At 70.9% G+C, this 24968-nt stretch carries 22 protein-coding genes and 1 riboswitch; of the genes, 11 read left to right on the top strand and 11 right to left on the bottom strand.

What is annotated here, in order from left to right; genetic code table 11:
* Nucleotides 1-137 precede the first annotated feature (137 nt).
* The 3 genes from ACUKCB_RS02050 to ACUKCB_RS02060 all read right to left on the bottom strand — a co-directional run bounded on the left by ACUKCB_RS02050 (nucleotide 138) and on the right by ACUKCB_RS02060 (nucleotide 3713).
* Entirely contained in the window at nucleotides 138-1529 is a 1392-nt protein-coding gene (locus ACUKCB_RS02050) for a dihydrolipoamide acetyltransferase family protein (RefSeq protein ID WP_473038745.1), read from the bottom strand.
* On the bottom strand, nucleotides 1526-2509 hold the full coding sequence (locus ACUKCB_RS02055; protein ID WP_473040891.1) for an alpha-ketoacid dehydrogenase subunit beta: 984 nt from the start codon (nucleotides 2507-2509) through the stop codon (nucleotides 1526-1528). Before ACUKCB_RS02055 ends, ACUKCB_RS02050 begins: the two co-directional genes overlap by 4 nt.
* A gap of 106 nt (nucleotides 2510-2615) precedes the next feature.
* Nucleotides 2616-3713: a thiamine pyrophosphate-dependent enzyme gene (locus ACUKCB_RS02060; protein WP_473038746.1), complete on the bottom strand. Its 1098-nt coding sequence runs from the start codon at nucleotides 3711-3713 to the stop codon at nucleotides 2616-2618.
* 133 nt (nucleotides 3714-3846) lie between these two features.
* Here ACUKCB_RS02060 and ACUKCB_RS02065 point away from each other — a divergent pair, with 133 nt between their 5' ends.
* The 3 genes from ACUKCB_RS02065 (at nucleotide 3847) to ACUKCB_RS02075 (ending at nucleotide 5594) form a co-directional block, all read left to right on the top strand.
* A complete protein-coding gene (locus tag ACUKCB_RS02065; protein WP_452541599.1) occupies nucleotides 3847-4287 on the top strand; it encodes an Lrp/AsnC family transcriptional regulator in 441 nt (146 codons plus the stop codon).
* A gap of 86 nt (nucleotides 4288-4373) precedes the next feature.
* Complete coding sequence (locus ACUKCB_RS02070; RefSeq protein ID WP_473038747.1) at nucleotides 4374-5162, top strand: PhzF family phenazine biosynthesis protein; 789 nt, start codon at nucleotides 4374-4376, stop codon at nucleotides 5160-5162.
* Between the two features lie 9 nt (nucleotides 5163-5171).
* The gene (locus ACUKCB_RS02075) at nucleotides 5172-5594 is read left to right on the top strand and encodes a hypothetical protein (protein WP_473038748.1); all 423 of its coding nucleotides are present in this window, start codon (nucleotides 5172-5174) and stop codon (nucleotides 5592-5594) included.
* A 494-nt stretch (nucleotides 5595-6088) separates the two neighbouring features.
* On the opposite strand, the gene ACUKCB_RS02080 is transcribed toward ACUKCB_RS02075, so the two are convergent.
* Together ACUKCB_RS02080 and ACUKCB_RS02085 are read right to left on the bottom strand one after the other, a co-directional pair.
* The gene (locus tag ACUKCB_RS02080; RefSeq protein ID WP_473038749.1) at nucleotides 6089-6358 is read right to left on the bottom strand and encodes a DUF397 domain-containing protein; all 270 of its coding nucleotides are present in this window, start codon (nucleotides 6356-6358) and stop codon (nucleotides 6089-6091) included.
* Nucleotides 6355-6891: a DUF5753 domain-containing protein gene (locus ACUKCB_RS02085; RefSeq protein ID WP_473038750.1), complete on the bottom strand. Its 537-nt coding sequence runs from the start codon at nucleotides 6889-6891 to the stop codon at nucleotides 6355-6357. Before ACUKCB_RS02085 ends, ACUKCB_RS02080 begins: the two co-directional genes overlap by 4 nt.
* Between ACUKCB_RS02085 and ACUKCB_RS02090 the strand changes: the two genes are divergently transcribed.
* Both ACUKCB_RS02090 and ACUKCB_RS02095 read left to right on the top strand, forming a co-directional pair.
* Nucleotides 6793-7290 carry a transcriptional regulator gene (locus tag ACUKCB_RS02090; protein WP_473038751.1) on the top strand — a complete coding sequence of 166 codons (498 nt, stop codon included), beginning with the start codon at nucleotides 6793-6795 and terminating at the stop codon, nucleotides 7288-7290. The genes ACUKCB_RS02085 and ACUKCB_RS02090 overlap by 99 nt on opposite strands.
* A gap of 8 nt (nucleotides 7291-7298) precedes the next feature.
* Nucleotides 7299-7766: an NUDIX domain-containing protein gene (locus tag ACUKCB_RS02095; RefSeq protein WP_473038752.1), complete on the top strand. Its 468-nt coding sequence runs from the start codon at nucleotides 7299-7301 to the stop codon at nucleotides 7764-7766.
* A gap of 57 nt (nucleotides 7767-7823) precedes the next feature.
* Here the strand turns inward: ACUKCB_RS02095 and ACUKCB_RS02100 are convergent, their stop codons facing one another.
* On the bottom strand, nucleotides 7824-8021 hold the full coding sequence (locus ACUKCB_RS02100) for a hypothetical protein (protein WP_473038753.1): 198 nt from the start codon (nucleotides 8019-8021) through the stop codon (nucleotides 7824-7826).
* Nucleotides 8018-9262 carry a glycosyltransferase gene (locus tag ACUKCB_RS02105; protein ID WP_473038754.1) on the bottom strand — a complete coding sequence of 415 codons (1245 nt, stop codon included), beginning with the start codon at nucleotides 9260-9262 and terminating at the stop codon, nucleotides 8018-8020. Before ACUKCB_RS02105 ends, ACUKCB_RS02100 begins: the two co-directional genes overlap by 4 nt.
* A 189-nt stretch (nucleotides 9263-9451) precedes the next feature.
* Here ACUKCB_RS02105 and ACUKCB_RS02110 point away from each other — a divergent pair, with 189 nt between their 5' ends.
* The 3 genes from ACUKCB_RS02110 to ACUKCB_RS02120 all read left to right on the top strand — a co-directional run bounded on the left by ACUKCB_RS02110 (nucleotide 9452) and on the right by ACUKCB_RS02120 (nucleotide 13542).
* Nucleotides 9452-11218 carry an ABC-ATPase domain-containing protein gene (locus tag ACUKCB_RS02110; RefSeq protein ID WP_473038755.1) on the top strand — a complete coding sequence of 589 codons (1767 nt, stop codon included), beginning with the start codon at nucleotides 9452-9454 and terminating at the stop codon, nucleotides 11216-11218.
* Nucleotides 11219-11482: 264 nt separating this feature from the next.
* Nucleotides 11483-12406: a proteasome assembly chaperone family protein gene (locus ACUKCB_RS02115; protein WP_473038756.1), complete on the top strand. Its 924-nt coding sequence runs from the start codon at nucleotides 11483-11485 to the stop codon at nucleotides 12404-12406.
* Nucleotides 12403-13542 carry a quinone-dependent dihydroorotate dehydrogenase gene (locus tag ACUKCB_RS02120; RefSeq protein ID WP_473038757.1) on the top strand — a complete coding sequence of 380 codons (1140 nt, stop codon included), beginning with the start codon at nucleotides 12403-12405 and terminating at the stop codon, nucleotides 13540-13542. Before ACUKCB_RS02115 ends, ACUKCB_RS02120 begins: the two co-directional genes overlap by 4 nt.
* A gap of 152 nt (nucleotides 13543-13694) precedes the next feature.
* Here the strand turns inward: ACUKCB_RS02120 and ACUKCB_RS02125 are convergent, their stop codons facing one another.
* Together ACUKCB_RS02125 and ACUKCB_RS02130 are read right to left on the bottom strand one after the other, a co-directional pair.
* The gene (locus ACUKCB_RS02125; protein WP_473038758.1) at nucleotides 13695-15224 is read right to left on the bottom strand and encodes a polysaccharide deacetylase family protein; all 1530 of its coding nucleotides are present in this window, start codon (nucleotides 15222-15224) and stop codon (nucleotides 13695-13697) included.
* A 124-nt stretch (nucleotides 15225-15348) separates the two neighbouring features.
* The gene (locus tag ACUKCB_RS02130; protein WP_473040892.1) at nucleotides 15349-16905 is read right to left on the bottom strand and encodes a polysaccharide deacetylase family protein; all 1557 of its coding nucleotides are present in this window, start codon (nucleotides 16903-16905) and stop codon (nucleotides 15349-15351) included.
* 214 nt (nucleotides 16906-17119) lie between these two features.
* Nucleotides 17120-17349, top strand: a riboswitch (cobalamin riboswitch).
* Between the two features lie 140 nt (nucleotides 17350-17489).
* Here ACUKCB_RS02130 and metE point away from each other — a divergent pair.
* Nucleotides 17490-19790 (top strand): 5-methyltetrahydropteroyltriglutamate--homocysteine S-methyltransferase, encoded by a 2301-nt coding sequence (gene metE / locus ACUKCB_RS02135; RefSeq protein WP_473038759.1) that lies wholly within the window; start codon nucleotides 17490-17492, stop codon nucleotides 19788-19790.
* A 106-nt stretch (nucleotides 19791-19896) separates the two neighbouring features.
* Here the strand turns inward: metE and ACUKCB_RS02140 are convergent, their stop codons facing one another.
* Both ACUKCB_RS02140 and ACUKCB_RS02145 read right to left on the bottom strand, forming a co-directional pair.
* A complete protein-coding gene (locus tag ACUKCB_RS02140; RefSeq protein ID WP_473038760.1) occupies nucleotides 19897-20955 on the bottom strand; it encodes a DUF3558 domain-containing protein in 1059 nt (352 codons plus the stop codon).
* 596 nt (nucleotides 20956-21551) lie between these two features.
* Nucleotides 21552-22613 carry a coiled-coil domain-containing protein gene (locus ACUKCB_RS02145; protein WP_473038761.1) on the bottom strand — a complete coding sequence of 354 codons (1062 nt, stop codon included), beginning with the start codon at nucleotides 22611-22613 and terminating at the stop codon, nucleotides 21552-21554.
* Nucleotides 22614-23252: 639 nt separating this feature from the next.
* Here ACUKCB_RS02145 and ACUKCB_RS02150 point away from each other — a divergent pair.
* Nucleotides 23253-24209, top strand: coding sequence for a methionine ABC transporter ATP-binding protein (locus tag ACUKCB_RS02150; protein WP_473040893.1), 957 nt, complete (start codon nucleotides 23253-23255; stop codon nucleotides 24207-24209).
* On the top strand, nucleotides 24206-24937 hold the full coding sequence (locus ACUKCB_RS02155) for a methionine ABC transporter permease (RefSeq protein ID WP_473038762.1): 732 nt from the start codon (nucleotides 24206-24208) through the stop codon (nucleotides 24935-24937). Before ACUKCB_RS02150 ends, ACUKCB_RS02155 begins: the two co-directional genes overlap by 4 nt.
* The last annotated feature ends 31 nt before the right edge of the window (nucleotides 24938-24968 follow it).

Here is a 24968-nt window from a genome sequence, read left to right on the forward strand (position 1 = left end):
GCGGGGGGAACAGAAGACTCCCGAAGGTCACGGTGCCCGGGAGGAGCGGGCAGGGCCACCAGGGGCCGCGGTCACCGACCGCGGCCCCTGGTGTGTCCGGTGCGCCCGCAGGTCCGTGCCTCCGGTATCCGGAACGTTCAGAGGTCCCCGAGGAGCAGGTGGGGGCGTTCCACGCAGTCGGCGACCAGCCGCAGGAAACCGCCCGCGACGCCGCCGTCGCACACCCGGTGGTCGAAGGCCAGGGTCAGCTCCACCACCGGACGGGGGCGCACGTCGTCGCCGACCACCCACGGGCGGCGCAGAATCCGGCCCACGCCGAGGATCGCCACCTCCGGATGGTTGATGATCGCGGCTGACCCGTCCACGCCGAACACTCCGTAGTTGTTGACCGTGAACGTCCCGCCGCCCAGGTCGGCTGGGGCGAGTACGCCGCTTCGGGCGGCCTCGGCGCGCTCGCCCAACCGGGCGGAGAGCTCTCGGGTGGTCAGGGAGTGGGCCCCGTGGACCACCGGGACCACGAGACCGCGCGGGGTCTGCGCCGCGAACCCCAGGTGCACGGCCTCGTGGCGCACCAGCTCCTGGCGGGCGGTGTCGAAGTGCGCGTTCAGATCGGGGAAACGGGTCAGGCCCAGCAGCGCGAACCGCGCCACCAGGGCCAGGACGCTCACCGGCCGGTCCGGGGCGGCCCCGTTGAGCTGTTCGCGCAGCTCCAGCATCCCGGTGGCGTCGGCGTCCACCCACACGGTCGCCTCGGGGATCTCCCGTCGGGATCGGGACAGGTGCTCGGCCATGCTCCGGTGCGCGCCGCGCAGCGGGAGGCGGTGGGTGTCGGGTTCGGCAGGCGGGGGTCCGACGGCGGGCGAAGGGGCGGACGCCTCGATGCGGGCCCGCACGTCCCGGCGCAGGACCAGGCCGTTCTCCCCACTGCCGCGCAGCTCCGCCACATCGATCCCGTGTTCCCTGGCCAGCCGCCGGACCAGCGGAGACACCACCCGGGTCGGTTCCTTCCCGGTGGTCCTCCCGTCTCCGGGCAGGGCTCCGGCGGGGGTTGCGGGCGGACCGCCGGTCGCCGTTGACCGGGACGGCCCGCCCTCCCCGCGGGCACGGCGGCGTGTGGACCGCGTGCCCCGTCCCGTGCCGTAACCCACCAGGACGGCGCCCGAACCCGCGTCACTTCCGGCGGCGCCGTTGCCGCCCGCGGATCCGGGGCCCTCCCGTGTGTCCGGCACGGTGGTCCGTGTGCTCGCCGGGGCCCGGTCGCCCGGCTCGGAGGGGTCAGCGGCCGGTGCGACGGTGATGAGGGGCGCGCCGACCGCGACCACCTCGCCCACCGCGCCGTGCAGCCCGGTGACGGTGCCACCGTAGGGGGAGGGGACCTCCACCGAGGCCTTGGCGGTCTCCACCTCGGCCACGGGCTGGTCCACGGCGATCTCGTCACCGACCGCGACCAGCCAGGAGACGATCTCCGCCTCGGTCAGCCCCTCGCCCAGGTCGGGGAGGGAGAAGGTGACGGAGCCCGCCTCGCTCATCCGCGGTCCTCCGTCCACTGCGACTCCCACTGCAGGCGGTCCACCGCGGCCAGGATCCGATCGGCCCCGGGCAGGTGGTGTTCCTCCAGCTTCGGCGGCGGGTAGGGCACGTCCAGCCCGCCCACCCGCAGCACCGGGGCCTCCAGATAGTGGAAGCACTGCTCGGTGACGCGCGCGGCCACCTCGGCCCCGTAACCGCCGAAGACCGAGGCCTCGTGCACCACCACCGCGCGGCCGGTGTGCCGGACCGAGGCGGTCACCGTGGCGTCGTCGAACGGGGCCAGTTGGCGCAGGTCCACGACCTCGGCCTCACGCCCCTCCGCGGCAGCCTGCTCGGCGGCCTCCAGGGCGGTCTCCACCATGGGTCCGTAGGCGATGAGTGTGAGGTCGGTCCCCGAACGGCGCACCACGGACCGCGCCATCGGCTCGGTGCGCACCGGGAGCCTCACGGACTGCCTGGCCCGGTAGCGCCGTTTGGGTTCCAGGAAAACCACCGGGTCGTCGCAGGCGATCGCCTCGCGCAGCATGGAGTAGGCGTCGGCGGGGGTGCCGGGGGTGACCACACGCAGTCCGGGCGTGTGCGTGTAGTAGGCCTCGGAGGAGTCGCTGTGGTGCTCCACGCCGCCGATGCCGCCGCCGTAGGGAATCCTGATCACCACCGGCAGGGTGAGGGCGCCGCGGGTCCGGTTGCGCATCTTGGCCAGGTGCGAGACGACCTGCTCGAAGGCGGGGTAGGCGAAGGCGTCGAACTGCATCTCCACCACGGGCCGCATCCCGTACATGGCCATGCCGATCGCTGTGCCCACGATCCCGGACTCGGCCGGCGGCGAGTCGAAACACCGCTCCTCGCCGAAGTCCGCGGTCAGGCCGTCCGTGATCCGGAAGACCCCGCCCAACGGGCCGACGTCCTCCCCGTGGACCACCACGTCGGGGTCCTCGGCCAGGGCGTCGCGCAGGGCCTGGTTGAGCGCCGCTCCCATGGTGACCTCGGGGTCCGGCGGGCTCGGTGCGCCTGATGCGGCCGACGTGCCCGGGGCAGCCGGTGCGGTTGCGGCGTCCGATGCGCTGGGGGACGTGTGCGCCATCTCAGACCTCCCGCAGCTCCTCCGCCAGGTCCCGCCGTTGTCGTTCCAGTGAAGGGGGGACGGTGGCGTACACGTCGGTGAAGAGGGAGGCCGGGTCGAGCCGGTCCTGCCCGGCCATCCGTTCGCGGACCGTTCCGGCGACCCGTTCCGCGTCGCGCTCGTAGATCTCCAGGAGGCCGTCGTCGACGATCTGCTCGTTGCGCAGCAGGGTCTCCAGGCGGGTCAGGGGGTCGCGCTCGGACCAGTGGGCGACCTCGGCGGGATCGCGGTAGCGCTGCGGAGCGTCCGAGTTGGTGTGCGGGTCCACCCGGTAGGTGAGTGCCTCCACGATCGCGGGACCGTGCCCGGCACGTGCCTCGGCCAGGGCGTGCGCGACGACGGCGTATACAGCGGCGGCGTCGTTGCCGTCCACGTTGTAACCGCGGATGCCGTAGCCGACGGCCTTGTGCGCCAGGGTGGGGGCCACGCTCTGCCGGTGGACCGGGACGCTGATCGCCCAGTGGTTGTTCTGGATGAGGAAGACCACGGGGGTGTTCCACACGGCGGCGAAGTTGTAGGCCTCGTGTGCGTCGCCCTCGCTCGTGGCACCGTCACCCATGAGGACCAGGGCGGCCACGTCGCGGCCCTTGCGCCGGGCGGCGTAGGTCAGGCCGACCGCGTGGGAGGCGTTGGTGGCCAGCGGGGTGCACTGGGGCGCGCAGCGGTAGTGGTGCGGGTTGTAGCCCGAGTGCCAGTCGCCGCGGAAGAGGGTGAGCGTCTTCACCGGGTCGACCCCGTGGGTGACCATGGCGACGCTGTCCCGGTAGCTGGGGAAGAGCCAGTCCTGTTCGGACAGTGCCAGCACCCCGCCGACCTGGGCGGCCTCCTGACCCTTCGAGGACGGGTAGACCGCGAGGCGGCCCTGCCGGGCAAGGGTGCTGGCCTGCTGGTTGAAGCGGCGTCCGATGACCATGGCCCGGTGGAGTTCGGCGAGCACGGCGTGGTCGGGAGCGGTGAACGAGGAGTGTTCGTGACGTCGGCCGTGTCGGTCCACCAGGCGGACCGGTTCCTGGGAGGGCAGGGGAGGAACCGGACGAGATCGCTCATCGGTGTGCTTCATGTCTTGAATATGCGGCGAATCACCCCATATTGTCGATGGCTCCACGCCGATGCTGGACGAACTGCTCGGTAGGACCCCTCAAGTCACAAATCATCTAACTTGTCCATGATACGGACGGTATGAGGTAAGACACATGGCCGTGCAGCTGGACGACACCGACCGTCGGATCATCGCCCTCCTGCGCGACGACGGCCGTATGTCCATCCGCGCCGTCGCCGAACGCGCGCACATCTCCCGGGCCAACGCCTACTCCCGCCTCGAACGCCTGCGCGACGAGGGGGTGATCAGGGGCTACACCGCCGTCATCGACCCCGAGAAGTACGGCACCGCGCTCTCCGCCTACGTCTCGGTACGGATCGAACAGCACTCCTGGGAGAGGTTCCGCGGCTACCTGCGCGACATCCCCGAGGTCGACCACGCCGCCCTCGTCTCCGGCGACGTGGACCTCCTCCTGCTGGTCCGGGTGGCCGACGCCGCGGCCCTGCGCACCTTCGTCCTGGAGCGGCTCCAGCGCCTGCCCGAGGTGAAGAGCACCCAGACCATGTTCATCCTGGACGAGCCCCACCTCCAGTAGGGCCGTTTTCGGTGACCTCCCGGACAGGGGCCATTTTGCTCGGAATTGGCCCTTGGATGGTCCGGTCCATTCGACAGAATGGACCCATGCACGAGTACCGCGTCGTCGACGCCTTCACCGACCGCCCCCTCTACGGCAACCCCGCCGCCGTCCTCGTCCTGGACGAGCCCTACGCCGACTCCTGGGCCCAGGGGGTCGCCGCGGAGTTCAACCTCTCCGAGACCGCCTTCGCCCGCCGGGTGGACGGCCCCGACGCCGACTTCGAGCTGCGCTGGTTCACCCCGGCCACCGAGGTCGCCCTGTGCGGGCACGCCACCCTGGCCACCGCGCACGCCCTCACCGAACTCGGTGTCGCGGGTCCGTACCGGTTCACCACGCGCAGCGGGATCCTGACCGTCGAGCACAGGGACGGCAAGCTCTGGATGGACTTCCCCGCCCGCCCCGCCACCGAGATGAAGGTGCCGCAGGGGCTGGCGGAGGCGCTCGGCGCCGAGCCGCTGTGGGTCGGCCGCGGCGGTACCGACGACCTCCTCGTCGAACTCGCCGACGAGGCCGCGGTCCGCTCCCTCGCCCCCGACCAGACCCGGCTCTCCGGGATCCGTGCCCGCGGGGTCATCGTCACCGCACGAGGAGAGGGCGGACCCGACATCGTCTCCCGATTCTTCGCTCCCAACGTGGGCATCGCGGAGGACCCGGTGACGGGTAGCGCGCACACCGTCCTGGCCCCGTTCTGGGCCGAGCGCCTCGGCCGCACCGAGTTCCTCGCCCACCAGGCCTCCCGGCGCGGTGGTGACCTGCACCTGCGCCTGGCCGGGGACCGGGTCCTCATCGGTGGCGACGCTGTTACCGTCGCGACCGGAAACCTGAACCTGTGAGGAGGCCCCGTGGAGCAGTGGAGAACCCGGGAAGAGATCAACGCCGCGCGTGAGCGGCTGGAGGCCGGGCACGAGGGCTGGCGGCGTCCCGCGGCCTACGCGGTGGGTGTGCACCGGGACGGGGAGACCGTCTTCGGGCTGACCAACGTCGGTACGAGTCCGCTGCCCGCCGTCGTCCTGGCCGTCGAGTGCGCACACACCTCGGGTACCGCCACCTACGAGCTCACCCCCGACCGTCTCGGTGCGGCCGTCGACGCCCTGGCCCCGGCCGAGGCCTGCACCGAGCTCCAGCACCCCAACCTCGTGGAGTGGAAGAGGCTGGCCGCGGAGATCGGGGAGAGGGGCGGACAGCCGGTGGCGGTGTTCGTCGCGGACCTGGAGGACACTCCGGTTGACCAGCACGACCGGGCGTTCCGGGCGGCTATCGCCTGATTCGTTCCGTCGGAGCGGAGCCGCTTCCCGCCGGATTCCCGGTTTCACCCGTACGGTGCTCCCGGATCCGGTAAGAATAGTTCCACGACACCCCCACCCCCTCCGCGGAGGTGTCGGGGCGCGGTCTGACCGGAGGTCCCCTTACTTCCGGACGGACCACGTCCTCCCAGTCGGTCGGCGCGGTACCCCCTCCTGCCCGACTGGCGGCCTCTGGTGGTCGGGGCGGGACCCCGAACCCGCTCCGACCACAGAGGTCCGGGAGCTCGGGGTGTGGGGACCCGCTGCTTTTCAGCACGAACCATGTAGCAAGTTTGAGTCTCCTCTCGTGGAGTCCTCGTGAAGGACCTGAGCTAGGCTGGATCAAGTTGCCTTTGCGCAGTTCAGCAAGGGATGGCCCTTTGCTTCATGGGTCGTGATGGATGAGCCCTGCACGCAGCAGGGAGCCCTCGGTGTGCATACGCCGAGGGCTTTTCGTTTGATGCTGGCCGCGTTGACTAGGCTTTGTCGCCCTGGGTCGTGCCCAGGAAGGCTCGCCACTCGGTGGCGTCGAAGAAGAGTGCGCCGAGTTCGCGGTTCCTGGTGTCTCGGACCCCGGTGCGTGGCCCTTCGGAGACCCCGACGCAATTGTCGCCGCCGCTGTAGGTGGACTTACGGGAGGGCTTCTGCGTGTGTGAGACTTCGGCACAGTTGGCAGAGCCGCTTGAGTAGCTGGACTTGAACCATGCCGCGCTCTCCTCTTCTTGGTTCTGGCCGCGGCGCGTCATGCGGTCTCCTCCATGATCTTCCTGATGAGCTTCGCTGACTCTACTGGGGGCAGTGCTGCGCCTTGAATCTGATCGTATAGAGACTTGTAGAGTCCGGTATCTCTTATGCCTTCCTTGTAGAGGTTGCCGCCTCGACTCTCGATGTAGACGAGGGTGGGGTAGCTGTCTCCGATCTCCAGGAGCGAGAAGGGTCCGTCCAGGCCCGCGTGCGCTCCGAAGGAGGTCGGGATGACCTGGATGGTGACGGTCGGGCGCTCCTGCATGGAGAGCAGGTGTTGGAGCTGCCTGTGGTGTACCTCCGTGCCACCGACCGGGCGGCGGATCACGTGTTCTTCCATGATCGCCCAGAGGTGCAGGGGTTCTGGGGTCCGGTCGAGTACTTGTTGGCGGCGCAGTCGCAACTCCACCAGGCGTTCGACGTCCTGTTTAATCGCGTGGGGAGTGCACTCAGTGAGGAGTGCGTATGCGTGCTCGGCGGTCTGGAGGAGGCCGCTGATATCGACATCCTCGTCTACGCCGCCCTGTTCCTTCATGAGCAGATCTCCGACTGGCACCATCTGTTGAAGGACAGGGCTGGACGGGGAGTGCGTGTCCGTGTACTCATCGCGGACCCGAATTGTGACGCGGTCCGTGTGCGGGGAGAGGAGGAGAGTTTCGGCCACGGAATCGAATCGCGCTGTCTCCTGGCCGCCATGCACTACCGGCCGCTGCTCGGAGTCGCGGGTATCGACGTGGGTCTGCACTCCACGACGTTGTACAACTCGGTCTATCGGGCCGACGACCACATGTTCGTCAACACTCATCTGTACGGGGTCAACGCCTATGGAAACACCCTGTTTCGCTTGCGCCGCAAGGGTTCTGATGGACTCTTCGATGCCTACGCTGCCAGTGTGGACGCTGTGTGGCGGACGGCCCGGCCTCTTAAGGAGTGAAGTAGGACATGGCGCGAACCGAGTACTACGACGATCCGGAGGCCCCGGAACCGAACAGCCTCGTGGTGGCGGCCAGCGCGGCGGTTATCGACGTTGACGGCCGCATCCTGCTGCAAAGAAGGGTGGACAACGGCCTGTGGGCGATGCCAGGCGGGGCGATGGAGATGGCCGAGAGCCTGCCCGAAGCCGCGGTCCGGGAGACCCTGGAGGAGACCGGTTACGAGGTGGAGGTGATCGGGCTGGTGGGTACCTACACCGATGCCCGGCACGTCATCGCCTACAGCGACGGCGAGGTGCGCCGCCAGTTCAACATCTGTTTCAGGGCCCGTGTGGTGAGTGGGGAGCTACGGGCCAGCGGTGAGTCATACGAGGTCCGTTGGTACCGACCGGAGGAGATCGCAGGGCTTTCCATGCACCGCACCCAGCGGATGCGGGTCGAGCACGCGCTCAGGACGTATGAGCCCCACGCTGGTTGAGTTGCTCTTTTGGCCCATGGCGCCGGCCAGCGCCCAGAACCCTCATCACGTCGCTACTCACCGTCCTCGCGCGCGCAGGCCGCCGGGCACCAGGGCCATCTCCTTCCCGAGGAGCTCACGAGGCGTCTCCACCCTGCCGTACCGGCTCCACACGCGGAGGAAGGCATCCAGTTCGTCGGGGGTGAGGTCGCCGGACAGCGGCAGGAACGTGCCGTCGAGGAGGTTCAGGACCGGTTCCAGCCGGGGGGAGTTCACGAACGCTCTCCGATCAGGGTGTGGATGTGGTCGGCGGCGGCCCGGGCCCCGTCCGTCCCGGCCAGGTGCCGGCGCAGCTCGCGGGCGCGGGCGCGCAGGTTCGGGTCGTGCAGCACCGACTCGAAGGCCCTGCGCAGCGGCTCGCCCCGGGCCTGCCGGGGGGTGAGCCCCACCGCGTTGCCGAACCGCACGCACTCGTCGACGTTCCAGCGCTGTTCCATCTGCAGGCCGATCCCCACGAACGGTTTGCCCGAGGCGGCGGCGGTCTGCACGGTGCCCTCCCCGCCGTGGATGACGGAGGCGTCGATCAGGTCGCCGAGCAGGTGCGCGGGGAGCAGGTCGAACACATGCACGTGCGGCCCGAGCCCGGTGCGGTCCTCGGGCCGCAGGTAGCGGGCGACCGGTGCCAGGACGGTCACCGGGAGGCGGGACAGCTCCCGCAGGACCCCGAGCACGATTTCCCGGTCGGCGGAACTGCCCATGGCGAAGTACACCACCGGCCGCCTCTGTCTCCTGGCCCTCCCGGCCAGCTCTTCCACCTCGGCGGGCACCTCCTCGCCCAGGCGCGCGTACACGGGGCCGACCCAGTGGTAGTTCGGGGGCAACAGGTAGGGGCGCAGCCGCAGGGACGCGACGAGGTTGAGGTCCCCGTCCAGGGACTCGACGGTGCGGCGGGGCAACCGCACCCCGTTCTCCCGGGCCACCCGGGCCCACCCTCCCGGTTTGATGGTGGTGTACCGGGCCGCCTCGCGCAGCAGGTACGCGGTTGCGGCGTCGACAGTGCGGGCGAGACGGCCGCGCCCGCCGAGCACCGGCACCGCACGGGTCTGGCGCAGGTGCGGCCACGAGTACGCGAACGGCTTGACGTAGACCAGGGGGATCCCGTCGGCACGCGCCGAGACGAACTGGCTGAGCGTGCTGCCGATGACGGTCGCCGCCGGGCGCAGCAGGTGGTTGAGCTCCCGTTCGCTCGCCACCCGGGCCCGGAACACCCCGGCGGTGAACGGGTGGCCGACACCGCGCCCCCGGTCGAAGCGGATCGCCTGGTCGGCCTGTTCCTCGGTGAGCACCGGACTCAGCGGACGGTACTCGAACCCGGCCGCCTCCACCAGGTCCGCGTACCGCTCGGAGTACCCCGCGAACACGCACTCGTGCCGGTCCCGCAGGCAGCGCGCCACCTCGATCGCCCGAGTCGTCTCGGCGAGGTTGAAGGTCTCCGGGGCGAACAGGACGGTGCTCACGGCGGAACTCCTTGTCTGGGAGGACTTTTGCGCAACCTAGCCCCGGGACGGGAGAAGGGCAACGGACCTCCCCGAGTCGGCGTCCGTCCGGGCCCGGCACGGGGCGGGTTGTGCACAGGGTCGGAGCGAGAACCTCGCAGAAGTCCTAACCTGGCCGGGAAGTGACGTCTCAGCGATACGGGGGAACCGATGGCGCAACAGCGGGGGAACGGCGGCCAGGGGCGCCGGCACGGCGGCGGTGGTGGCCGTGGCGGCGGCGGTGGCCGCAAGCCCGAACCCGAACCCATCCGCGGGGTGCGCGACGAGGCCCGGCTCTCCGAGGAGCTCCTGAAGATGAACGGCGCCTCCTACGGGCGCTACAAGTCCCTCAAGGGCGACTGGGACTTCGGTGACTTCACTCTCACCGTGCAGCGGGTCCAGGCCGACCCCTTCGCTCCGCCCTCGCGGATCCGGATCCTGCGCCCCGACGCGGGCATCCCGGCCGGCGCCTACACCGACCCGGTCCGCCGCCGGGCCACCGCCGACCACCTGGGGCGGCGCGCCCGCCGACTGCTGCGGGGCTCCCTGCTCAAGATCGACACCGGCGGCCAGGAGGTCATCGCCCGGTCCTCCTGTCAGGTCACCGAGGAGGGCGCGCTGGACCTGCGGATCGGCCTGGACCTGCCCGGGCACGGGCGCCGGATCGACGGCCGCAGCGCCGAGCGTGAGCTCTGCCGCACCGTTCCGGAGCTGGTCGACGACCTCGACTGGGACGAGATCGACCAGAAGGAGGCCGAGGCCTTCGCGGACAGTGTGGCCGACACCGTCGCCCTGCGCGATTCCCTCGACAGCCGTGGTCTGGTCGCCTTCGTCGCCGACGGGGCGGTCCTGCCCCGGCGCAGCGGGGTGAGCGACGAGCCCATGGCCGGTGAGGCTGTGGTGCCCTTCTCCTCGCCCGAGAGCCTGCGTGTCAGCGTGGACCTACCGCACCGGGGAACCGTGACCGGCATGGGCGTGCCCGAGGGCATCACCCTGATCGTCGGCGGGGGGTTCCACGGCAAGTCCACCCTGCTGCACGCCCTGGAGCGCGGCGTGTACGACCACGTGCCCGGGGACGGCCGCGAGCTGGTGGTGACCCGCGCCGACGCGGTCAAGATCCGTGCCGAGGAGGGGCGCCGGGTGGAACGGGTGGACGTCAGCCCGTTCGTGCGCAACCTGCCCACCGGCGCAGACACCAGCGACTTCCGCACCGAGAACGCCTCCGGGTCCACCTCGCAGGCGGCCAACATCTGCGAGGCGGTGGAGGCCGGATCGCACACCCTGCTGGTGGACGAGGACTCCACCGCCACCAACCTGATGATCCGCGACGAGCGCATGCAGGCCCTGGTGCACGGCGACCGGGAACCCCTGGTGCCGTTCATCGACCTGGTGCGCCCCCTGCACCGCGAACACCGGGTCTCCACGGTCCTGGTCATGGGCGGCAGCGGTGACTACTTCGACGTCGCCGACCAGGTGATCATGCTGGACTCCTACCACCCGCACGACGTCACCGAGCGTGCCCGCGCGCTGGCGCACGAGCGCACCGACGCCCGGTTCGCACTGCCCCGCGCCCGCGTCCTCGACCCCGGGTCGGTGGACGACCGCACCGACCGGGGGCGCGGCAAGCTCAAGCGCCGCGACATGGACGTCCTGGTCTTCGGGGAGAGCGACGTCGACGTGCGCTCGGTGGAGCAGTTCGTCGACCCGAACCAGATCACCGGGGCGGGGCTGGCCCTGCGCGCCCTGGTCCGGGGACGGCACCTGGACGGGACACGCACCCTGGCCGAGGCGCTGGACTCCCTGGAGGAAGCCCTGGCCGAACAGGGGGTCACCCTGCTCGGGGACGACTTCGGCGGCGACTACGTCCTGCCGCGCCGCCACGAGATCGCCGCGGTCCTCAACCGCCTCAGAACCCTGCGGGTAGCCGGCCAGCGGTGAACCTCCGCCGGTGATTCACCGCCGGGCCGCGCAACGCCGCGCGGTCCGGCTCCCCGGTGGGCACGGGCCGGGAGCGGCACGGGCCAGGGTGTGGCCGTGCTCACCTCCGGGGGGTCGGGGTCCGGCCCCACCCGTTCCGGGTCGGTATTGTGGAAAAGCAGGGCACAGCGACCCCGTCGAGTGTCATGAGGCGTCCTCCCGGCGACCCGGAACGGATGCGTCGCACCCCCTGCGGCCCCGACCAGTTTTGGAGACGAGAACCCGGTGCGTGACCCCGCAGACCTGTACGAACTCCATCCCGGCTTCGACGACGTCACCGGTCTGGCGATGCTCGTCTGTCTGGACGGTTTCGTCGACGCCGGAAACGCCGGCCAACAGATGGCCGAGGCGCTGTTCGAACGTTTCACCGCCGAGGAGGTCGCGGTCTTCGACACCGACCTCCTGGTGGACTACCGCTCCCGCCGGCCGCCGATGACCTTTGTCGAGAACGCCTGGACCGAGTACAGCCCGCCCAAACTGGCCCTGTACCGGATGCACGACGAGGAGGCGAACCCCTTCCTGGTCCTGCACGGCCCGGAGCCCGACCGTGAGTGGGAGGCCTTCGTCGCGGCCGTCCAGGAACTGGTCGAGCGGTTCGCCGTCTCGCTGTCCATCAGTACCCACGGCATCCCCATGGCGGTTCCGCACACCCGGCCGGTCACGGTCACCCCGCACTCCACCCGGCCCGAACTGGTGGCGGGGCACACCCCGTGGATCGGTCGGGTCGAGGTGCCCGGGAGCGCGGTCTCCCTGCTGGAATACCGCCTGGGGGAGAAGGGCCACGACTTCGTGGGCTACGCCATCCACGTGCCCAGCTACCTCGCCCAGTCCACGTACCCGCGGGCGGCCATCGCCGCCACCGAGTACGTGGCCGGGGCCACCGGTCTGGCCGTGTCCACCGAGGACCTGGAGGAGGTGGCCGGAGCCACGGACGTGGAGATCGCCGAGCAGGTCGCGGCCTCCGAGGAGATCCAACGCGTGGTCGCCAACCTGGAACGCCAGTACGACGACATCATGTCCTCGCGCTCGGACGAGGACGGCGGGACCGTTCCGCTGTCCGACGACGGGTCGGGGCTGCCCACCGCCGAGGAGCTCGGCGCGGAACTCGAACGCTTCCTCGCGGAACGCGAGGGAGACGGAAACGGATGACCGTGTTCTACCAGATCCTCTTCAGCTCGGTCCTGCGCCACATGGACGCGGAGAAGGTCCACAAGCTGAGCTTCGCCGCGCTGCGCGGTGTGACCGCAGTTCCCGGCGTGGCGGAGGCCATGGGCAGGGTTCTGGGGCCGCGTGAACCCGAGCTGACCGTCCACGCCCTGGGCCGGGAGTTCCCCGGGCCGCTGGGTATGGCCGCCGGTTTCGACAAGAACGCCGAGAGTCCGGGCGGCCTGGCCGCCCTGGGCTTCGGCTATGTCGAGGTGGGCACCGTCACCGCCCACCCGCAGCCGGGCAACCCCAAGCCGCGTCTGTTCCGGCTCGTGGCCGACCGCGCCATCGTCAACCGGATGGGTTTCAACAACGAGGGGTCGGCACTGGTCGCCGAACGCCTGCACCACCAGCGACGGGGGCCGGTGGTCGGTGTCAACATCGGCAAGACCAAGGTGACACCCGAGGCCGAGGCTCCCGCCGACTACGCGCTGAGCGCGCTGCGGCTGGCGCCCTACGCCGACTACATGGTCATCAACGTCAGCTCGCCCAACACCCCCGGACTGCGCAACCTTCAGGGCGTGGAACAGTTGCGTCCCCTGGTCGCCGCGGTCCGGGAGGCCCTCGCCGAGGCGGGCCGCCCCGAACTGCCGCTGCTGGTCAAGATCGCCCCGGACCTGGCGGACGAGGACATCGACGCCGTGGCCGACCTGGCCCTGGCCGAGGGGCTGGACGGCGTCATCGCCACCAACACCACGATCTCCCGTGCCGGGTTGGACACCCCCGACACCGAGGTCGAGGCGGCCGGTGCCGGGGGACTGTCGGGTGCCCCGCTCAAGGAGCGCTCGCTCCAGGTCCTGCGCCGTCTGCGCTCCCGGGTGGGCGACCGGGTGACCCTGGTCGCGGTCGGCGGTATCGAGACCCCCGAGGACGCCTGGGCCCGCATCCGTGCCGGTGCGACCCTGGTCCAGGGCTACACCGGGCTGATCTACGGCGGTCCGTTCTGGCCCCGGCGCATCCACCGCGGCCTGGTCAGGCTGGTCCGCGCCGCCGGGTACCGGTCCATCCAGGAGGCCGTCGGCTCCGACGCCCCGGCCCCGGCGCTGAAGGTGGTCCCGGAAGCCCCCGGGGCCGACTGACGCACGAAACCGGATCGACGGTTCAGCCGCCGCCCCGGATCCGATGTCCTGCGACGGCACGGGGGCGACGACGGGGACTCCCGCCTTCGCCCCCGTGCCGCTTTCCGGCCGCCGACCGGATCTTCTGCCGTGGCCCTTCCGACACCCCGGCCCTACCAGTCGCCGTCCCAGTCGGGCGGGTAGACGTTTCCGGGTTCGGGGCCCCCGATCGCCTGGCTGCTCGTCACGAACACGTAGTCCTGTTCGCGCAGCCGCTCGACGATCTCCGGAACGGCCGCCAGGGTGGGGGCCAGGGGGTCGTGCATCAGCACCACGGCCCCCGGCTCGACCCGGGAGAGGACGTTCGCCACGATCTGGTCGCGGTCCAGCCCCTCCCAGTCCTGGCTGTCGACCGTCCACGCCACCTCGGCCATGCCCTGGCCCGCGATCTCCGCGTGCACCCCCTCGCCGGTGGCGCCGAAGGGCGGCCGGAACAGTTCCACCGTGTGCCCGGTCTGCCTGCGGACCATCGCGCTCACCGCGGCCGTCTGACCGGGCAGGGCCTCGGGGGCCATCCTGTTCATGTGCTCGTGCCGGTCCCCGTGGCTGGCGATCTCGTGCCCCTCGGAGTAGGCCCGGCGCAGCACGCCCGGACGGGTCAGGACCGGGTCGCCGTTCAGGTAGAACGAGGCCGGCACCTCTTTCTCGGCGAGGGTGTCCAGCAGGTGCGCCGTGGCCTCGACCGGGCCGTCGTCGAAGGTCAGGGCCACGCACTTGGTCTCCCCGTCGTAGCAGTCCACGTCGGGGTCGCCCGCGGTGAAGGTCCCGGGCGGAGCGGCGCCGGAGCCCGGCCCGACGCCCTCCGCCTCGGGCAGGGCCAGGTCGGCTCCGTCCACGAGGGCGGCCTTCCGGGCCCGCTCTCCCAGCTCCGAGAGCAGCGGCGCGGTCTCCTCGTGGTCGACCACCACGGTCTTGCGTCCGGGGGCGCTGTCCGGCACGTGCCCCTCGACGGCCGGTGACAGGTGCCCGTCGTCGAACTCCACCACCAGGTCTCCGGTGCCGTTGAAGCCGATCGAGTCATAGGTCCGCAGCACCGGATGCAGGCCGTCGGTGTCCACGTCCCCGTCGTCGGCCAGGTCCTCGCGCGCGATCGCGTTGAGCTCGGCCAACTCCTCCTGCCCGGCCAGCAGTTCGGTGGAGTAGGCCGTGCCCCCCGTGCGGGCGTCGTACCAGTACGTCGCGTAGCCCTCGCGCAGGCCGTGCATGTCCTCCTCGGTGCGGACCAGCCGTACCCCGAGGACGCCCTCACCCGCGGCCACCAGTTCCCAGCCGATGTCCAGGCTCACCGGGTCGCGGGTGCCCCCGCGAAAGTCCTGGACCTCCTCGTCCACACGTGCCGCCAGGCTCTCGGTGAACGCCTCGGCGTCCTCGAACTCCGGGTGGGCGACACTGACCCGGACCCCCTCCGGCTGGTGCGGGTGTTCCGTGAAGTCCCCGGCGTCGCCGCGCCACTCTCCGACACCCTCGCGGGGCCCGTCCGCCAGCACGGCGAGCCGATCGGGGTCCTCCCCGTCCGCGACCCGGCTCCCGCAGGCGGCCAGTGCGAGGGCCAGCACGACCAGCAGGGCACCGGACCGGAGCGGGCGGGTCCCCGGGCGCGCTCGGGGGACGGTTCGGTCCGGTTGGACTCTCCTCGACGACAAAACCCGACTCCCTCGTCCGGAGGTGCTCGCACGGCTGCTGGGAGCAACATAAGGGAGAGCGGACCCTGCCCCGGGGCGGTGTCCACATGTGGACACCGCCCCGGGTCGGAAGTGTTCCCTCAGGTCACTTCCTCTCGCCCGCTTCCTCCTCCTCGGTGTTCTCCGCCCCGTCCTCCTCCGTGGGAGGTTCGGGTACGCCGTCGACGTAGACCTCGCCGGGCTCGGTCGTGCCCAGCAGCTGCGACACCGTGACCATGGTGTAACCGCGTTCGTCCAGTTCTCGGATGATGTCGACCGAGGCGTCGATGGTGGTGTCGTGGATGTCGTGCATCAGGATGATGGCGCCCTCGGACGCACCGTTCACGGCGCGCTTGCGGACCACGTGCGCCTTGCGGTCCTTCCAGTCGTTGGTGTCCACGCTCCACAGGATCTGTGCCAGCCCCAGTTCCGCGGTGAGCTCGGCGACCCCGTCGTCCGTGGCCCCGTAGGGCGGCCGCATCAGGTCCATCGTGTAACCGGTCTCCCGGTACACCAGGGCCTGGGTCGTGTCCAGGTCCGCGCGGGCCGAACCGGTTCCGAGCGTCGTCAGGTCCGGGTGGCTCAGCGTGTGGTTGGCCAGCTCGTGGCCCTCCGCGTAGGTGCGCCGCACGATCCACGGGTTCTCCATGACCGGGTGCCCGGTGACGAAGAAGGTGGCCCGGGCGTCGTGCTCGGCCAGGGCGTCCAGCAGTTCGGGGGTCCGTCCGCCGGGGCCGTCGTCGTAGGTCAGCGCCACGCACCTGGTGTCGGGGTCGGCACAGTCGACGGAGTCCTCGCGCGGGGGCAGTACGCCGGGCGCTGCTGCCTCGGAACCGTCCTTGTCCGCCTCGGGGGCCTCGGCCACCGAGAACTCGCGTACGCCCGTGGTCGCGGCCTCGCGCACGCGCAGCCCGAGGTCGGAGAGCAGGTCCTGGGCCTCGTCCCGGTCGATCACGGCGTGGACACGGCCCTCGGAGGCGGGGGCGACCTGTCCGGAGTCGAACTCCACCACCAGGTCTCCGTCGGGGTTGAACCCCACGGAGTCGTACAGGGAGCTGATCGGGTGCAGGGCGGCGGGTGCGGCGGCGGTGTCCGACACGGCCTCGCGCACCCGGTCGTTGAGTTCGGCCAGCTCCTGCTGTCCGGCGAGCAGACGGCTGGAGCCGTGGACCGCGCCCTTGCCGGTCTCGTACCAGTAGGTGCTGTGGCCCTCGCGGGTCTCCTCGGAGTCGGTTTCGGTGGTGGTCATCCGGACCCCCACGATCCCGCCTTCCGCCGCGGTCAGCCCCCACTCGCCGACGAACGAGCGCGCACCGGGGTTCGCGGCCTCGAAGGCGTGCGCCTGGGCGGTCAGGGTGCGGTCCAGGAAGTCCGCCAGGGGTTCGGCGTTGGGGATCGCCGGGTAGCTGACTGCGACCTCGCTCCCGCCCTCGTAGGCGATCTCGGTCTCGGTGAGTCCGGGGAGCGCGGCGGGGTCCACGACGGTCAGTTCGTCGGGTTCGCCGGTGGCGGGGAGGCGCACGTCCTCCTCGGGCTGCCCGGCCGTCCTCTGGGTCTCGGCGGTGTCCTCGATCAGGCCCGGGGGCCTGGCCGCCGACAACACCAGTCCCAGTAGGACGACCATCGCGAACGCGACCGTGAGTAGGGGCCGGTCGGGGGACATGGTCGGACGGTCTTGCTGCTTCACCTGGGGTTCTCCACGTTCATCGTCAGACGAACGTTCGCGGGGGAGGCGGGGGCGCGCTCTCCCACGTAACGCTGATGTCGGTTGTGATGCCGAGCACACGGCGGGGGTTCGTCTCGTGCGGGCGAGGGCCGCGCCGGGGTCAGGGGCGGAGGGGCGCTCCTATACTTGCAGGAGTGGAAGGTACACGCTCCATCCTTTCCACCTCGGAGGCCCTCCGGGGCGGGTGGTGCGTGTCGAAAGAGGGAACCCGGTGCGACTCCGGGACTGCCCCGCAGCGGTGAGTGGGAACGACCGTCGCCATAAGCACTGGTGAACCGACCGGAAAGGTCGGGAACTGGGAAGCGGCGACTGCTAGGAGAACCGGCCCTCACGCCGGAAGCGCCCACGAGTCCGAAGACCTGCCTCCGCCCGGCGGCGCACCCGTGCCGCCGGTGGTCCCGTGCCCCGAGGGAGGGCCGAGGGCGGAGACGGCCGTGCGCTGAGAAAGCGTTCTCCGGCATGTCCGCGTCCTCGCTCGCCTCGCGGCCGGTACCCGGCTTTCGACGAGGGAGAGAAGCTTCATGACCACGACCCCGGGGGCTCCCAGGACCACCGTGCGTTCCACGGTGCACGGCTACCCGCGCATCGGCCCCGACCGTGAGCTCAAGCGCGCCAGTGAGTCCTATTGGAAGGGCGACACCACCGCCCGGGAATTCGACGCCGTCGCCTCCGAACTCCGCAGGGGCGTCTACGCCCAACTGCGGGAGGCGGGCGTGGACGACCTCCCGTCCAACACGTTCTCCCCCTACGACCACGTGCTGGACACGGCGGTCCTGTTCGACCTGGTCCCCTCCCGCTTCCCCTCCCCGGCCCAGGCCGGGGACCGGGACGAGCAGTTGCGCCGCTACTTCGCGCTCGCCCGCGGCGAGCAGGGCGCACCGCCCCTGGAGATGACCAAGTGGTTCGACACCAACTACCACTACCTGGTTCCGGAGCTGTCCCCGAGCACCCGGCCGCGCCTGGTCGGTGACAAACCCGTCGCGGAGTTCCGCGAGGCCTCCGAGGCCGGTTTCCGGACCCGCCCCGTGCTGCTCGGCCCGCTCACCTTCCTCCTGCTGGCCAAGGCCGCCGACGACGCTCCCGAGGGCTGGGAACCGATCGAGCTGCTCGACCAGCTCCTGGACGCCTATGCCAAGCTTCTGGGCGACCTCGAGGAGGCGGGCGCCACCGAGGTCCAGCTCGACGAGCCGATCCTGGCCACCGACGAGGGCCGCGCCGCCGTCGGCCACCTGGAACGCGTCTACCAGCGGTTGGGGTCTCTCACCGAGCGCCCCGCGCTCCTGGTCTCCACCTACTTCGGCTCCATCGGCGCCGCCGCCCTGCGTGTGCTCAAGAACTCCCCGGTGGAGGCGGTCGGCCTCGACCTGGTCACCGACCCGGAGGGCGTCGAGGACCTGGCCGCGGTCTCCGGCCTGGGTGCCACCCGGCTGGTCGCGGGCGTCGTGGACGGCCGCAACGTCTGGCGCACGGACCTGCCCGCCGCCGTGGCCGAACTCGGTACCCTGCTCGCCCTCACCGACGAGCTCACCGTGAGTACCTCCTGCTCGCTGCTCCATGTCCCCATCGACCTGGACGCCGAGACCGCCCTCGCTCCCGAGTTGCGCGGTGCGCTGGCCTTCGCCAGGCAGAAGGCCGAGGAGGTGGCCCTGCTCGGCCGCGTCCTGTCCGAGGGTGCGGACACCGGTTTCGACGCGGTCGGGACCCGGCCCCCGTCCTTCACCGACGCCCGGGTGCGCGCCCGCCTGGACGCTCTGGGCCCGGATGCCTACGAGCGTCCCGAGGAGCGGGGCGCCCCCACCGACACCGCGCTCACCACGACCACCATCGGTTCCTTCCCGCAGACCCCCGAGCTGCGCCGCGCGCGTGCCGCGCACCGTCGGGGCGAGCTGCCCACCGAGGAGTACAAGCGGATCCTCCGCGCGGAGATCGACCGCGTCATCGCGCTTCAGGAGGAGATCGGCCTGGACGTCCTCGTCCACGGCGAGCCCGAGCGCAACGACATGGTCCAGTACTTCGCGGAGCAGTTGGAGGGCTACGCCGCCACCCGGAACGGGTGGGTGCAGTCCTACGGTTCGCGCTGCGTACGTCCCCCGATCCTGTTCGGTGACGTCTCGCGCCCCGAGCCGATGACGGTCGAGTGGATCACCTACGCCCAGTCGCGCACCGACAAGCCGGTCAAGGGCATGCTGACGGGACCGGTCACCATGCTCGCCTGGTCGTTCGTCCGGACCGACCAGCCGCTGGGCGAGACCGCCCTCCAGGTCGGCCTGGCCCTGCGCGACGAGGTCGCTGATCTGGAGAGGGCGGGCATCCGCCACATCCAGGTGGACGAGGCGGCCCTGCGGGAACTGCTGCCGCTTCGGGAGGAACGGCGGCAGGAGTACCTGGACTGGGCGGTGCGTTCGTTCCGCCTGGCCACCTCCGGGGTCGCACCGACCACGACCGTCCACACCCACATGTGCTACTCGGAGTTCAACCAGATCGTCGGCGGCATCGAGGCGCTGGACGCCGACGTCACCAGCGTCGAGGCGGCCCGTTCGCGGATGGAACTCGTGGCGGCCCTGGGCCGGCGCGGCTACCGGCGGGGGATCGGCCCGGGCGTGTACGACATCCACTCGCCGCGGGTGCCCTCGGTGGAGGAGATCGAGGCCTCGCTGCGGCTGGCGGTGCGGCACGTGGAGGCCGGGAACCTGTGGGTCAACCCGGACTGCGGTCTGAAGACCCGCGGTTACGCCGAGGCCGAGCAGGCCCTGCGCAACATGGTGGAGGCGGCCCGCCGGGTCCGCGCCGAGATCGGCGCCCGGACGCCGACCGGGGGCTGACCCGTGGCCCCCGGCGGGGGCTGACGGGGGAGGAACGGCGGAAGGGGGGCCGCGACAGCCGCGGCCCCCCTTCGGTGTCCCGACCGGAGTCCGGCCCGGACCCGGGTCAGGTGCCGACCAGGTTCATCGCCTCGGTGGCGGCGTTGACCATGATGCCCTCGATGTCGTCCGGAAGGGTGAGGTCCTCCGTGTCACCGTTGAAGTCGTCGAGGTAGTAGTTGACCTCGACGACGAGGTTGTCCGCACGGACCAGGAGCGTGGCCTCGGGGACCAGGTTGCCCAGCATCTCGTACTTGGTCACGACGAGGTGGGCCTCGTCGCCCAGGCCGTCGACGGCCTTGTTCTCCTCGATGTCGTCCGCCGAGTAGCGGTCGCTGTAGCCCTCGCCGGTGATGTTGTCGATCGTCTCCTGGAAGTCCTGGGCGGCGGCCTCGTTGGAGTCGCTGGCGCTGTAGGGCAGGCTGTAGCCGATCTCCAGGTACCCGTAGGCGTCGTCGGGGTTGCCCTCGGGCACCTCGGCGGTCTCGGAGCAGCTGGAGGTGTTGTCGGAGACGTACTTGCTGCCGCTGTCGCGGAGCAGGAAGTCGGACTGGACCTGCTCGCTGAAGGAGTCGCAGGGTTCGGCGGGCAGCGCGTAGGGCGGCTCACCGCTGGGGCCCTCGTTGGTCGCGGGCTCCTCGGCGGGCTCCTCTTCCGCGGGCTCCTCCTCGGCGGGTTCCTCCTGCGTGGTCTCCCCGGATCCGGTCGCGATCTCCTCGCCGCGGTTGCCGTTGGTGACCAGCATGGCGACCACGGCGATCACCAGGACGACGATGACCACACCGCCGCCGATGACCACCCACAGGCCTGCCTTGCTGCCACCGCCCTGGGGTGGCGGGGCGGGGGGATAGCCGCCGGGTCCGCCGGGGCCCATGGGCCCTCCGGGGCCAGGGGGGCCACCGGGTCCGACGGGGGCGCCGTAGGGCGGCTGGCCGCCCGCGTACATGCCCTGGTCCTGCCCGGGCGCGCCCGGGTACGGGGCCTGGCCGTAGCCGGGCTGACCGCCGGTGCCGGGGTCGCCGTAGGGGCCTCCGTGCGGCTGACCGTAGGGCGGCTGGCCGCCGGTGCCGTCCCCGCCACCGTAAGGGTTCTGCGGTGGCTGGTTGTAAGGTCCGTTTTCGCTCATGGCTCCCTCGCCCGGTGATGTGGTGACCGTGTTGTCTTAGGCGCGCGTTCACGCCTTTGGGTTCTCACGAGTTCCCGTGGTGGCCACCGGCGGATCGCCGGGTGGGTGACAGCACGGGGAACCGTGGGGGAGGTGGCCCCGCTCCGGGCGCCGGTTCCGCGGGCGAGAGCGGGCGGCGTGGGCGGGAGTTCCCCGTGTCGTGAGGGTGTCCCCGGTTCGAACGGGGCGCCGACCTCCGCGGTGGAGCCGGCGGGTCGGTTCCCCGCAGGCCAGGGGTCGGGACGTGTTGCATCCTAACCGCGACTGGCGTCCGGAGGGCAGGGCGGACCAGGGGTAACGGGGGGAATCGTCACCGTTTCGTGCTTCTCGCGAAAGAGGTCGCCTTGGGAGTGATTCAATCGTGATGTCGACCCGTGGACAGGTGCCCGTGGGGGAGGTAATGCACACCCCTCCGCGCCGGGGTTTCCCGTCTCGAAACGTGGACACGGCGCTCCGGATGTGACATGACCGACTCCGACGGGCGTTCGCCGGTCGCCGCCGGGGAGGATCCGTGACCGGATGTGGCCACGGGCGCACCGCCGCCGCGGCGGCACCGATCAGAACATCGAGATGTGCACGTGGTCGAAGTGGTTCTCGGTGATGCTGCCCCGGTCTGCCATCGGGCGCCAGTCGGTGTCGCCGCGGCGCACGTCCCAGATCTGCTGCCGGTAGATGACGTACATGATTCCGAGGTCGTCGGCGTTGTCCCGGGCCCACTCGGAGATCGCCCAGCCGCGGTCGACCTGCTCCTGGGAGGGCATACTGCCGTTCGCGTCCACCATGAAGTCGCAGGCCCGGCCCTTGGGGTGCTCGCCGACCACCCAGCCGCCCACGGCCCGGTAACAGCCGTAGCCGCCCACGTCCTCTCCTGGCCCGAACTCCTGAACCACCAGGTCGCGCATCTGCTCCGTGCGCGGGGTGAGGTTGTTGTGCGGCTGCATGGGCTGTTCCGGGTGGTCGGCGATGAGGCGGCGCACGTCCATCCGGCGGTCCTCCAGCTCGTCCAGGTCCTCCTGGGCCTCCGCCAGCCGCTCCTCCGCGTTCTCCTGGGCGACCTCGTCGCGTGAGTGCGCCTGGTCGAGCTGGTCGATCTTCTCCTGGTTGGTACTGGAGAGGTAGTCGATGATGATGGCGCGGTCGATGACCTCGTCGGGCTCGGCCTCCACGAACAGGGACATCGAGGGGGCGATTCCGCTGCTGGTGTAGGTGGCCACGGCCAGGGACCTCACCTGGTCCTGGGCCTCCTGCACGTCCTCACTGGTGGCCTCGGCGCGTTCCTGGGCCCGCTCGGCCTCCTCCAGGACCGCCTCCATGTCGCGCAGTTCGCCGTTGTACTCCTCGGTCAGGCTCTCGGCGCGGGACTGGAGTTCGCTCATGCTCTCCGGCTCCCGGGGTACGAACCCGGGGGCGGCCGAGACGGGCAGGGGGAACGCGGCCGTCGCGGTGAACAGGGAGAGGGCGACCACGGCCACCCGGTTGCGGCCCGGGCGCCAGAGGGTGCGGAGGGAGGGGAGGGCGTCCGTGCAGTCCACGAGAGCTTCCCGCCAGGTGCGGGTCGCGGGATCGGGCGCCCAGAAGTCGGCGTAGTCGTCCACTCGGCTCAGGTCATCGGACTGCACGGTGTGGTCGCTCCTCGGGCCCGCGTGCGTCCCCTGCGGGCACGGGGCGCTGCGGTCGCTTCTACTCGTCTTTCCCGGTGCGGGGCCGGCGGCCGTCGGACTACCAGGGGCCCTCGATACTCACTGGCGCGCTACCGCGGGGAGAGTCACGGGACGGTAATGAGTGTAGGCACTCGTGTGGGTGTTCGGGAGGGTTGGGGTGATCCCTCGCTACCCTAAACCTCTCAATGTGGCATAAATAACCATATTCAGGTCAAGTGTTTTGCTGAACGGAGCCATTCGTCCGTGGTTGAGTTGGTCCCGTGAAGGCTCCTGAGCACGGCGAAGCGACCCCCGCCGACCCGGCGGACACCACCCGGCGGTGCGTTCCGCTGCCCGGCGGTCGCTGTCGCACGCGCTAGCCACCTCTGATCCGGAGCCGCGTCCGGCGTACCGGGCCGGAGCCGCTCCCGGGGCCGCCCTCCGCGAAGCCCGTCCGGCCGCCGGTCCCACCGGCGCGTCGCCGCCGCCCGCCCGCTGAGTGCTTCGTACGCTCGGGTGTGGCGTCAAACCCACGCTGGACCGTGAGCCCCTCCGCCTGCGAGTGCGGCTTCCGGGACACCACCGCCAGACGTCGATGGGAAAACCGTGATTGACGCAGTGGGTCTGTACAAGACCTACAGGTTGAAGAAACGCCAGGTGCACGCCCTGAACGGGGTGGACCTGCATGTCGAGTCCGGTGAGATCTTCGGGGTCGTGGGACAGAGCGGTGCGGGAAAGAGCACCCTTCTGCGCTCGGTGAACCTTCTGGAGCGCCCGGACGGCGGCACCGTGCACGTCGACGGGGAGGAGCTCACCTCCCTGCGCGGGGCCCGCCTGCGTGCGGCGCGGAGGCGGATCGGCATGGTGCACCAGCACTTCGCCCTGCTCTCCTCGCGCACGGTCGCGGGCAACGTCGGTTTCCCCCTGGAGGTCTCCGGGGTCTCCCGCGCCAAGCGGGCCGCACGGGTGGGCGAGCTCCTCGACCTGGTGGGCCTCGCCGACAAGGCGCGTGCCTACCCCGCCCAGCTCTCCGGAGGTCAGAAGCAGCGCGTCGGCATCGCCCGGGCCCTGGCCTCCGACCCCAAGGTGCTACTCAGCGACGAGGCGACCTCGGCCCTGGACCCCGCCACCACCGAGTCGATTCTCGCGCTCCTGCGCCGCCTGCGCGACGAACTGGGTCTGACGATCCTGCTGATCACCCACGAGATGGACGTGATCAAGCGGATCTGCGACTCCGCGGCGATCATGGAGGACGGCGAGTTCCGCGAGTCCGGCCGTGTGCTGGACCTCATCGGGACGCCCGGATCACTGCTGGCGCGCTCGCTCTTCCCGCTGCCGGACAACGGCGGGCCCGAAACGGTGGTCATCACCTATCCGCGCTCCTTCGACGAGCCCTTCATGTCCGAACTCACCCGCCGCTTCGACGTGGACGTGAACATCCTCGGCGGCGGTGTGGAGCAGGTCGCGGGCCAGTCCGTGGGCCGTCTCAGCGTCGACATGCGCGGCGACCGCCGCCGTGAGGCGCTCACCTACCTGTCCGAGCACGGCCTGCTGGTCGAGGAGGCCGGAAAGTGAACACCAACCCCGCCGACGTCCTCGTCCTCGCCCAGGGCGGTGGAGCCCTCACCGCCCTCACCGACTTCCTCGCGGCCTGGCCCGACATGTGGCCCAGCCTGTGGCTCGGTACCCAGGACACCATCTACATGGTGCTGTGGGCGACCGTCTTCAGCGTCCTCTTCGGCCTGCCCCTGGGCGTGCTGCTGGTCGCCACCGACAAGGGGGGCCTCATCCCGGCCCCGGCCGTGCGCGCCGTGCTCGGCGCGGTCGTCAACATCGGCCGATCCCTGCCCTTCATCGTCCTGATGGTGGCGGTACTGTCGCTGACCCGTTTCCTGGTGGGCACCACGCTGGGCCCCACGGCCGCGATCGTGCCGCTGAGCATCGGGGCCATCCCGTTCTTCGCGCGCCTGGTGGAGACCTCCCTGCGCGAGGTCGACCGCGGGGTGGTCGAGGCCGCGCACGCCATGGGAACCCGCAAGCTCACGATCGTGGGCAAGGTGATGCTTCCCGAGGCCATGCCCGGTCTGATCGCCGGTCTGGTGATGACCGTGGTCACCCTCATCTCGTACTCCGCGATGGCCGGTGCCATCGGCGGCGGCGGTCTGGGCGACCTCGCCATCCGCGAGGGTTACCAGCGCTTCAACGACCATTACCTGTGGGCCACCGTGATCCTGCTGATCGTCATCGTGCAGGTCGCGCAGAGCGTGGGCGACCTGCTGGTGCGCAGGCTGTCCAGGAGCTGAGGCCCGCCCCGCCCCCGACCCCCCGCACCCC

The sequence above is a fragment of the Nocardiopsis moroccensis genome (assembly GCF_055763695.1).